This is a genomic window from Frigoribacterium sp. ACAM 257, from assembly GCF_007954365.1.
Taxonomy (GTDB): Bacteria; Actinomycetota; Actinomycetes; order Actinomycetales; family Microbacteriaceae; genus Frigoribacterium.
This window is the reverse complement of the sequence record NZ_VOLO01000010.1, coordinates 18,359-27,283: the sequence shown is the minus strand read 5'-3', so window position 1 is coordinate 27,283 and position 8,925 is coordinate 18,359. Positions and strand designations below refer to the sequence as shown.

The window sequence follows — 8,925 nt, the reverse complement described above, 5'->3', positions numbered from 1 at the left end:
ACTTGGAGGTCAGTGTCACTTGGTGGCCGGTGAAGCTTCGCTCCGCCGCACCTCCGTGGTGACAAGAGGAAACATTACAGGCACACCAGCCACATCGTCCAAACCCTGCCGCATCCCGGGCGTGTCGCAACCGAGAAGCCCGGAGATTCAATGGTCGTGGCCTGAATGGTCGCCAGTGCCCGGCACAGGGCGTCCCAGGGCATGGTGACGAAGACGGTCGACACGGTCGATGGCGCGGTGATCGGCGACCGAGACGACCGGCGGGCGCGGTCGTCAGGCGAGCGGCAACGCGAGGACGACGAGCAGCGAGAGCCCGGCGACGAAGACCCAGGAGCCGAGGCCGACCAGGACGGCGCGACCACCGGTGCGGGCGAGGCGCTCGAGCCGGACGCTCGACCCGAGCCCGACGAGTGCCAGGCCGAGCAGGACGGTCTGGACCGTGTCGGCTCCGGTGACCACCGCCTCCGGCAGGTCGACCAGGGTGCGCAGCACGACCGCGGCCAGGAAGCCGAGCACGAACAGGGGCACCAAGGGGGGCCGGGTGCCGGCGTCGCCTCCCCCGCGGCGGACGACCGCCGAGGTGATCGCGACCACGGGCGCGAGCATGACCACCCGTGTGAGCTTGACCACCACGGCGATCGCGAGTGCCGAGGCGCCGGCGGTCTGCGCGGTCGCGACCACCTGGCCGACGTCGTGCACGCTCGCCCCGGTCCACGCGCCGAACTGCACCGGCGTCAGTCCGAGCGCCGAGCCGAGCGCGGGGAGGACCGCGATCGCCGCCGTCCCGCACAGGGTGACCAAGGCCACCGGGGTCGCGGCGTCCTTGCCGCGGTCGCGGGTCACCGCCGACATCGCGCCGATCGCCGAGGCACCGCAGATCGAGAAGCCGGCCGCGAGCAGGAGGGGCTGGTCTCCCGGGAGTCTCGCCCACCTCCCGAGCAGCCAGGTCACCACGAACGTGGCGACCAGGATCCCGACGACGCTGAGCACCGTCGCCCAGCCGAGTCCGGCCACGTCGACCAGGCTGAGCTTGAGCCCGAGCAGCACCACCCCGATGCGGAGCAGGCGCTTGGCCGAGAGTGTCAGCCCGGGCGCGAGCACCCCGTCGAGGGCCGACCGGAACGCCGGGACCTGACCCAGGGCGATGCCGAGGACGACGCAGCCGGTCAGGACCGGAACCGCCGGCAGGGCCAGGTGCACGAGCCACGCGACCCCGAGCACCCCGGCCGCGAGGCCCACCCCGGGGAGGACCCGTCGCCGCGCAGGCACGGCGGACGGTGCCGGGGTCGTCACCGACAGGACCTAGACGCGGTTCTTGGCGGGGTTGATCAGCGAGCCGATGCCCGAGATCGCGACCTCGACGGTCTCGCCCGCGGTGAACGGGCCGATGCCGGCGGGGGTGCCGGTGAGGATGACGTCGCCGGGCAGGAGCGTGAACACGTCGGTCACGTACTCGATCAGCTCGGGGATCTTGTGGATCATCTGCATCGTCGACTCGCGCTGCTTGACCTCGCCGTCGACGCGGGTCTCGATGGTCGCGTCGCTCCAGTCGAACTCGTTCTCGATGTACGGGCCGAGCGGCAGGAACGTGTCGTAGCCCTTCGCGCGCGTCCACTGGCCGTCGGCCGACTGGACGTCGCGGGCGGTGACGTCGTTCGCGATCGTGTAGCCGAAGACCACGTCCTGGTAGTCCTCGGCCTTGACGCGCTTGGCGATCGAGCCGATCACGATGGCGAGCTCGCCCTCGAAGTCGACCTGCCCGATGTCGGGCGGCAGCTGGATCGAGTCGCCGAAGCCGATGACCGTCGTGTTCGGCTTCAGGAACAGCAGGGGCGCCTCCGGCGGGGTCTGCCCCAGCTCGTCGGCGTGGTCGTGGTAGTTCAGGCCCACTCCCACGACCTTCGAGCGCGGGATCACCGGTGCGAGCAGCTTGGCCGAGCGGAGCGAGACGCGCTCGCCCGTGGTCTCGTAGCCGCTGTACATCGGGTCGCCGGCGAGCACGATCAGCTCGCGCTCGTCGACGATGCCGTAGCGGGGGTCTTCTCCGGGGGTCGCGAACCGTGCGATCTTCATGCGTCGAGCCTCGTCATCCATCCGTGGACGTCGTCGCGACGCCCGTACTGGATGTCGGTGAGCTCTTCGCGCAGCGACATCGTGAGGGGTCCGCCCTCGGCGGCGGGCGAGCCGATGTGGAGGCCCTCGCCCTTGAGCTCGGCGATCGGCACGACCACGGCGGCGGTGCCGCAGGCGAACACCTCGACGATGTCGCCGTTCTCGACGCCGTCGCGCCACTCGTCGAGCGAGACCCGACGGCGCTCGACCCGGTGGCCGCGCGCCTCGGCGAGCTCGAGGATCGAGTCGCGGGTGATGCCCTCGAGGATCGAGTCGCTGTCGGGGGTGACCAGGGTGCCGTCGGCGTAGACCAGCACGACGTTCATGCCTCCGAGCTCTTCGATGTACGAGCTCTCGGACGAGTCGAGGAACAGCACCTGCTGGCAGCCGTTCTCGTAGGCCTCCTGCTGCGGCAACAGCGACGAGGCGTAGTTGCCGCCCGTCTTGGCGGCACCCGTGCCGCCCTTGCCCGCGCGGGCGTAGTTCGTGGTGAGCCAGATCGAGACCGGGGCCACGCCTCCCGTGAAGTAGGCGCCGGCCGGGCTCGCGATGACGTGGTAGTCGACCTGCTGGGCCGCCCGCACGCCGAGGAAGCTCTCGCTCGCGATCATGAACGGCCGCAGGTAGAGGCTCGTCTCGGGGGCGCTCGGCACCCAGGAGCTGTCGACCTGCACCAGCTGCTTGACGCTCTCGACGAAGTCGTCGGTCGAGAGCTCGGGCAGCGCGAGGCGCCGGGCCGAGCGCTGGAGGCGTCGGCCGTTGGCGTCGGGGCGGAAGGACCAGATGGAGCCGTCCGCGTGGCGGTAGGCCTTCATGCCCTCGAAGATCTCTTGTGCGTAGTGCAGCACCGACGCGGCCGGGTCGAGCTGGAGCGGCCCGTACGGGTGCACGCGGGCGGCGTGCCAGCCCTCGTCGAGGGTCCAGCGGATGGAGACCATGTGGTCGGTGAAGTGCTTGCCGAAGCCCGGGTCGCTGAGGATCACCTCGCGCTCGGCGCTGTCCCGGACCGACTCGGACGGGGTCAGCTCGAAGCTGAGGCCGAACTCGGCGGTCGTGGTGTCGTCGGTGCTCATGATGCGGCCTCCTGGCGGGTGAGGGCGGCGACGCGGTCGGCGATGGCCGTGCCGATCTCGGACGTGCTGCGGCGGGTTCCCGCGGACTGCTGACGCTCAGCGATGTCGGCCTCGACGGCCTCGCGGACCCTCGCCGCAGCCTGGTCGAGGCCCAGGTGGTCGAGGAGGAGCGCGACGGACAGCACCGCGGCGGTCGGGTCGGCCCGCTGCTGGCCGGCGATGTCGGGCGCCGAGCCGTGCACGGGCTCGAACATGCTCGGGAACGCCCCGCTCGGGTTCAGGTTGCCGGAGGCCGCGAGCCCGATGCCGCCGCTGATCGCGCCGGCGAGGTCGGTGAGGATGTCGCCGAACAGGTTGTCGGTCACGATCACGTCGAAGCGGGCCGGGTCGACGACCAGGTGGATGGTCGCCGCGTCGACGTGCTGGTAGTCGACCTCGACGTCGGGGTACTCGGCGGCGACCGCGTCGACGATCCGCTGCCAGAGGCCGCCCGCGAAGACGAGCACGTTGGTCTTGTGCACGAGGGTCAGCCGGCCGCGACGGCTGCGCGCCTTCTCGAAGGCGAAGCGGACGACGCGCTCGACGCCGTGCGCGGTGTTCACGCTCACCTCGTTGGCGATCTCGTGCGGCGTGCCGGCGCGGAGCACGCCGCCGTTGCCGACGTACGGCCCCTCGGTGCCCTCGCGGACGACCACGAAGTCGACCTCGCCGGGGTCGGCCAGCGGAGACGGGACTCCCGGGTAGACGGTCGTCGGACGGAGGTTGACGTAGTGGTCGAACGCGAAGCGGAGCTTGAGCAGCAGGCCGCGCTCGATGATGCCGCCCGTGAGGCGGGGGTCGCGCGGGTCGCCGCCGACGGCGCCGAGCAGGATCGCGTCGTGCGAGGCCAGGGCCGCGAGGTCGTCGTCGGTGAGGATGTCGCCGGTCTCGAGGTAGCGCGTCGCGCCGAGCTCGAACGGCGTCACCTCGAAGGAGGCGTCGTCACCTGACGCGACCTCGAGCACCTTCAGCGCCTCGGCGACGACCTCGGGGCCGATGCCGTCGCCGGGGACGGCGGCGAGCCGGACGGTGCGCGACATGGGACTCCTGGGGTCGGCGAAGCGGGTGACCCTTCACTGTACCTGCGCAGGGACGGGCGCCGCGCCTCCTGCAGGGGGTCGCGGGCGGGCGCCGGGGACGCGTGCCGCGCCTCCTGGGCGACCTGCCGGGCGCCTCCTGCAGGACGCGTCTCGTGCCTCCTGCAGATCAGTCGTGCGCGGAGGCCCGACGGAGCGCGACGAGGGCGACCACGACGGCGAGCACCATCACGCCGGCTCCGACGGCGGCGGTCGCGACGAGCCCCGTGTCGAAGGCGTGCGTCGCGGCGTCGAGCAGGGCCGTGGCGAGCGACGGCTCGAGGGGCTCGGCGGCCGCGACGGCGCCGCCGAGGGTCTCCCGGGCGGCCGACGCGGCCTCGGTCGGCACCGAGGCGGGCACCACGAGCGCACCGCGGTAGATCGCCGTGAGCATGCTGCCGAGCACGGCCGTGCCCAGCACCGCCCCGACCTCGTAGGCGGTCTCGGAGACCGCGGAGGCGGCTCCTGCGCGGTCGGCCGGGACGGCGGCGATGATCAGGTCGTTCGAGATCGTCTCGGCCGCTCCCACCCCGAGGCCGACGAGGGCGAAGCTGACGACGAAGACCCACACCGGGGCGTCGGCGCCGGACAGCCACACGGCTCCGTACGCGACGGCCGCGGCGCCGAGGCCGACGGCGACGATGCTGCGCGGCGCGACCCGGCGGACGAGCGGCACGACCGCCAGCCCGGACAGCACCATGACGACGAGGCCCGGCAGCAGGGTCAGCGCGGCGTGCAGCGGCCGGAGGCCCACGACGAGCTGCAGGTGCTGCGTCGTGAAGAACAAGAACCCCACCAAGGAGGTGATGGCCAGCAGGTTGACGACGATCGATCCCGCGAAGACCGGGTTCGTGAACAGCCGCACGTCGAGCAGCGGGCGCGGACGCCGCAGCTGACGCCGGACGAAGAGCCAGCCCGCCGTCAGGCCGACCACGGCGAGGGCCAGGACGTCCAGGCCCGGACCGTGAGTCGCGAGCTGCTTGATCGCGGCGACGACAGGCGCCATCGCGAGCAGGGAGAGCACGACCGAGACGAGGTCGAACGGGCCGGGAGCGGGGTCACGGCTCTCGACGACGAGGATCGGCGCGGCGACGAGCAGGGGCAGCAGCACCGGCACGGCGATGAGGAAGATCGAGCCCCAGGCGAAGTGCTCGAGCAGGACTCCCCCGACGATGGGGCCGAGGGCGGAGCCGGCCGCGAAGCCGCTCGCCCAGATCGCGATGGCGAGGCGGCGCTGGTCGCGGTCGGTGAACGTGCTGCGCAGCAGCGACAGCGTCGCGGGCATGATCATCGCGCCGAAGAAGCCGAGCACGGCACGGGCGGCGATCAGCGCCTCGGCAGTCGGCGCGAAGGCGGCGACGACCGAGACCGCGGCGAAGCCGCTGGCCCCGATGAGGAGGAGGCGCCTGCGGCCGAAGCGGTCGCCGAGCGAGCCCATCGCGACGAGCAGGCCGGCGAGGACGAGGGAGTAGACGTCGACGATCCAGAGCTGCGCGGCCGCCGAGGGCTGCAGCGCGGTCGAGATCTCGGGGAGCGCGAAGCTCAGCACCGTGTTGTCGACGGAGACGAGGAGGACCGGCAGCATCAGGACGACGAGGGCGGCCCACTGGCGGGCGCCGGCGCGGCCGGGCGCGGGGGCGCGTGTCGTCGTGGTGCCGGTCGTCGGGGCGGGGGTGCGGCGGGCGTCGCGGGTGCTCATGGGGCTCTCGATGGTCGTCGTGGGCGATCGGGTCGGGACGTACGGGTCAGGCTGTACCGTCCGGACGGTACAGCTTCACCGTCCAGACGGTACAGTAACAGGATGAGCCCGCGTCCGTCAGCCCGAGAGAAGATGCTCGACTCGTTCGAGCACCTCGTCGTCGAGACCGGCGAGCGCAGCGCCACGTTCGACGCCGTGGCCGCCGCCGCCGACGTGTCGAAGGGCGGGCTGCTCTACCACTTCCCCTCCCGCGAGGCGCTGGTCGACGGGCTCGTCTCCCGCCTCGGGGCCCTGCTCGACGACGACGTGCAGCGGATGACCTCAGCGGCCGACGGCGTCGTGGACTACTTCATCCGCACCTCCTCGCGGTCGGCCATCCCGGAGGACGACCCGCTCGACCGGTGCATCACCGCCGTCGCCGGGCTCGGCGCGAGCGGGCGCTGGCCCCAGGCCGTCGCCGCGCTGACGGCCATGCAGGACCGCTGGTACCGGGTCGTGCTCGACGAGGTCGGGGACCCCGCGGTCGCCAGCCTCGTGTGCCTCGTCTCGGACGGGCTCTACTTCACGCCCGCGCAGTTCGAGGAGGCGTCGGTCGGGTCAGGTGCGCCGGGTGCGCCGGGTGCCGCCGGGGCCGTGCACCGCGGCCGCGCATCGGTCGACGAGGTCGTCGCTCTGCTGCGCAGCCTCGCGCGCTGAGCGACCGCCGCCCGCCGCCCGCGAGACTGCGCCACCCCGCCCCTCCGCATCCGCACATGCCGACCGGTGGTGCTGCAACAGCGGGATATCCGGTTGCACGGGGAGCCGCAGGAGCGTTTCGGTCGGCATGTGCGGACCAGACAGGCGGGGAGGGCGAGGCAGGCGGGGCGGGCGGGTCAGGCGGAGAGGGCTGGTCAGGCGGGGAGGATGCAGGCGGGGCTGCCGAGCGTGAAGACGTCGAGGGGCTCGCCGGGGACGCCCGTCTCGGGGTCGAGCGGCAGGACGGCGACCGTGTCCGAGCCCTGGTTCGCGACGTACATCACGCCCGGCGTGATCGCGAAGTGCCGCGGCCAGGTGCCGCCGCAGGGGGCCTCGCCGACGAGCTGGAGGCGCCCGTCGTCACCGGGCGTGAAGACGCTGATGCTGTCGCGCCCGCGGGTGGCGACGTAGACGCGCCCGCCGTCCACGGCGAGGTGCGACGGGAAGACGCCCGACGCGGACGACGAGCCCTCGAACACGTCGACGCTGTGGTCGACGACCAGCTTCTCGCCGACGCGCTGCAGCACGTGCAGCCGGGCGTCGAGCTCGCCGGCCACGACGAGGCGGTCGCCGAGCCACGCGACGTGGCGGGGGCCGGCACCGGCGGGAAGCAGGTGCACGCCGACGATCTCGGGGACGAGGGTGACGGGGTCGACGGCGACCTCGACCAGGCGGTCGGTCCCGAGGTCGCTGACGAGCAGCGTGCCCCACGGGGTGGTCGAGGCCTGGTGGGCGTGCGGGCGCTCCTGCCGCTCCTGCACGGGGCCGTGCCCGACGGGCAGCGCGACGGTGCGCGCGACCCGGCTCGTGACCGAGGGGTCGCTCGAGAGGACGGAGACAGTCCCCCCGACGTAGTTCGTCACGACCAGTGCACCGGACGCAGGGTCGAAGAGCACGTGACAGGGCGCGGATCCCCCGGAGGCGGCGCTCGACGCGGCCACCAGGCGACCGGCGGAGACGGTGTAGGACAGGACCCGCCCCTCCGTCGTCTCGGACACCGCGTGCAGCGCGCCCTCGGTCGCGACCAGGAACGAGGGGTCGTCGGCCTCGACGGTCTGCACCGACTGCCAGGGCTTCCCCGGGGCGGTGCGCTCGAGCACCGTGATGCCCGCGCCCGAGCCGCCGCTCGACGCGGTGTACGAGCCGACGTAGAGACGGTGCGGCGAGCCGACGTCGAGCCCGGGCGCGTCGCGCACGACCGCGCCGTCGCCGATGCCCGCGCCCGCGCCCGCGCCCGTACCGTCGCCGTCGCGCGCGACCGGGCCGTCGCCTGCGCCGGCGCCCGCACCCGCGGCGTCGGTCATGCCGGGCTCGCCGACGAGGGACCGGCTGCGTCGTTCGCGATGCGCTGATGGTGCTGGATGACCTCGCCGACGATGAACCCGAGGAACTTCTCGGCGAAGGCCGGGTCGAGGTGCGACTCCTCGGCGAGCTGGCGGAGGCGCTGGATCTGCACGCGCTCGCGCTCGGGGTCGCTGGCGGGCATGCCCGCAGCGGCCTTGAGGTGCCCGACCGACTGCGTGAACTTGAAGCGCTCGGCGAGCAGGTGCACGAGCGCCGCGTCGATGTTGTCGATGCTCTGACGGATGCTCGAGAGCTCGTCGATCGCCTCGCGGTCGTCGTTCGTGAGGGGGCTGTCCGCGCCGAGGGGACTGTCGAGTGCCATGCCCCGACCCTATCGGGGCACCAGGCGGGCAGCGAAGGAGGCGCGTCCCGCGGCCGCGGGACGCGCCTCCTTCGCTGCTGCTGCGTCAGTCGACGAGGGTCAGCGTGACCTCGACGTTGCCGCGGGTGGCGTTCGAGTACGGGCACACGTGGTGCGCGGCGTCGGCGAGCTCCTGGCGACGGTCGGCCGGGACGCCCGGCGTGTAGATGTCGAGCTCGACGGCGAGGCCGAAGCCGCCCTCGCCGTTCGGGCCGATGCCGACGCTCGCGCTGACCGACGAGTCCTTGGTGTCGACCTCGAGCTTGCGGGCGACCGCGTGCATGGCGCTGAGGAAGCACGCGGCGTAGCCGGCGGCGAAGAGCTGCTCGGGGTTGGTGCCCTCGCCGGACCCGCCCATCTCCTTGGGAGGACGCGTCTCGAAGTCCAGGGTGTCGTCCTCGCTGCGGACGTGGCCGTCACGGCCCCCGCCGGTGGCGTGGGCGATGGCGGTGTAAGCGATCTCCAGAGTCATGAGAGCAACAGTCG

The 8,925-nt window shown here is 72.9% G+C and carries 9 protein-coding genes; 1 reads left to right on the top strand and 8 read right to left on the bottom strand.

The genetic code is table 11. From position 1 onward, the window contains the following. Nucleotides 1-273: 273 nt before the first annotated feature. The 5 genes from ES689_RS15425 to ES689_RS15405 form a co-directional block, all read right to left on the bottom strand. On the bottom strand, nucleotides 274-1,293 hold the full coding sequence (locus ES689_RS15425) for a YeiH family protein (RefSeq protein WP_146906456.1): 1,020 nt from the start codon (nucleotides 1,291-1,293) through the stop codon (nucleotides 274-276). A gap of 9 nt (nucleotides 1,294-1,302) precedes the next feature. Then, complete coding sequence (locus tag ES689_RS15420) at nucleotides 1,303-2,073, bottom strand: fumarylacetoacetate hydrolase family protein (RefSeq protein ID WP_123548570.1); 771 nt, start codon at nucleotides 2,071-2,073, stop codon at nucleotides 1,303-1,305. Continuing rightward, complete coding sequence (locus tag ES689_RS15415; RefSeq protein WP_146906454.1) at nucleotides 2,070-3,185, bottom strand: branched-chain amino acid aminotransferase; 1,116 nt, start codon at nucleotides 3,183-3,185, stop codon at nucleotides 2,070-2,072. The genes ES689_RS15420 and ES689_RS15415 overlap by 4 nt, the downstream gene beginning before the upstream one ends. Beyond that, nucleotides 3,182-4,264: a 3-isopropylmalate dehydrogenase gene (locus ES689_RS15410; protein ID WP_146906452.1), complete on the bottom strand. Its 1,083-nt coding sequence runs from the start codon at nucleotides 4,262-4,264 to the stop codon at nucleotides 3,182-3,184. Before ES689_RS15410 ends, ES689_RS15415 begins: the two co-directional genes overlap by 4 nt. Before the next feature lie 166 nt (nucleotides 4,265-4,430). Continuing rightward, nucleotides 4,431-5,999 (bottom strand): MFS transporter, encoded by a 1,569-nt coding sequence (locus ES689_RS15405; protein WP_146906450.1) that lies wholly within the window; start codon nucleotides 5,997-5,999, stop codon nucleotides 4,431-4,433. Nucleotides 6,000-6,101: 102 nt separating this feature from the next. Between ES689_RS15405 and ES689_RS15400 the strand changes: the two genes are divergently transcribed. Beyond that, entirely contained in the window at nucleotides 6,102-6,695 is a 594-nt protein-coding gene (locus ES689_RS15400) for a TetR/AcrR family transcriptional regulator (RefSeq protein ID WP_223269651.1), read from the top strand. 194 nt (nucleotides 6,696-6,889) lie between these two features. Here the strand turns inward: ES689_RS15400 and ES689_RS15975 are convergent, their stop codons facing one another. The 3 genes from ES689_RS15975 to ES689_RS15385 all read right to left on the bottom strand — a co-directional run bounded on the left by ES689_RS15975 (nucleotide 6,890) and on the right by ES689_RS15385 (nucleotide 8,905). Beyond that, nucleotides 6,890-8,038, bottom strand: coding sequence for a beta-propeller fold lactonase family protein (locus tag ES689_RS15975; protein WP_146906448.1), 1,149 nt, complete (start codon nucleotides 8,036-8,038; stop codon nucleotides 6,890-6,892). Then, entirely contained in the window at nucleotides 8,035-8,400 is a 366-nt protein-coding gene (locus tag ES689_RS15390; RefSeq protein ID WP_146906446.1) for a chorismate mutase, read from the bottom strand. Before ES689_RS15390 ends, ES689_RS15975 begins: the two co-directional genes overlap by 4 nt. Nucleotides 8,401-8,485: 85 nt before the next feature. Beyond that, complete coding sequence (locus ES689_RS15385) at nucleotides 8,486-8,905, bottom strand: organic hydroperoxide resistance protein (RefSeq protein WP_146906467.1); 420 nt, start codon at nucleotides 8,903-8,905, stop codon at nucleotides 8,486-8,488. Nucleotides 8,906-8,925: the final 20 nt, after the last annotated feature.

Bases quoted from the DNA above. Each gene is read 5' to 3' on its own strand.
- ES689_RS15420 (WP_123548570.1), bottom strand. From the start codon at position 2,073: ATGAAGATCGCACGGTTCGCGACCCCCGGAGAAGACCCCCGCTACGGC.
- ES689_RS15415 (WP_146906454.1), bottom strand. From the start codon at position 3,185: ATGAGCACCGACGACACCACGACCGCCGAGTTCGGCCTCAGCTTCGAG.
- ES689_RS15410 (WP_146906452.1), bottom strand. From the start codon at position 4,264: ATGTCGCGCACCGTCCGGCTCGCCGCCGTCCCCGGCGACGGCATCGGC.
- ES689_RS15405 (WP_146906450.1), bottom strand. From the start codon at position 5,999: ATGAGCACCCGCGACGCCCGCCGCACCCCCGCCCCGACGACCGGCACC.
- ES689_RS15400 (WP_223269651.1), top strand. From the start codon at position 6,102: ATGAGCCCGCGTCCGTCAGCCCGAGAGAAGATGCTCGACTCGTTCGAG.
- ES689_RS15975 (WP_146906448.1), bottom strand. From the start codon at position 8,038: ATGACCGACGCCGCGGGTGCGGGCGCCGGCGCAGGCGACGGCCCGGTC.
- ES689_RS15390 (WP_146906446.1), bottom strand. From the start codon at position 8,400: ATGGCACTCGACAGTCCCCTCGGCGCGGACAGCCCCCTCACGAACGAC.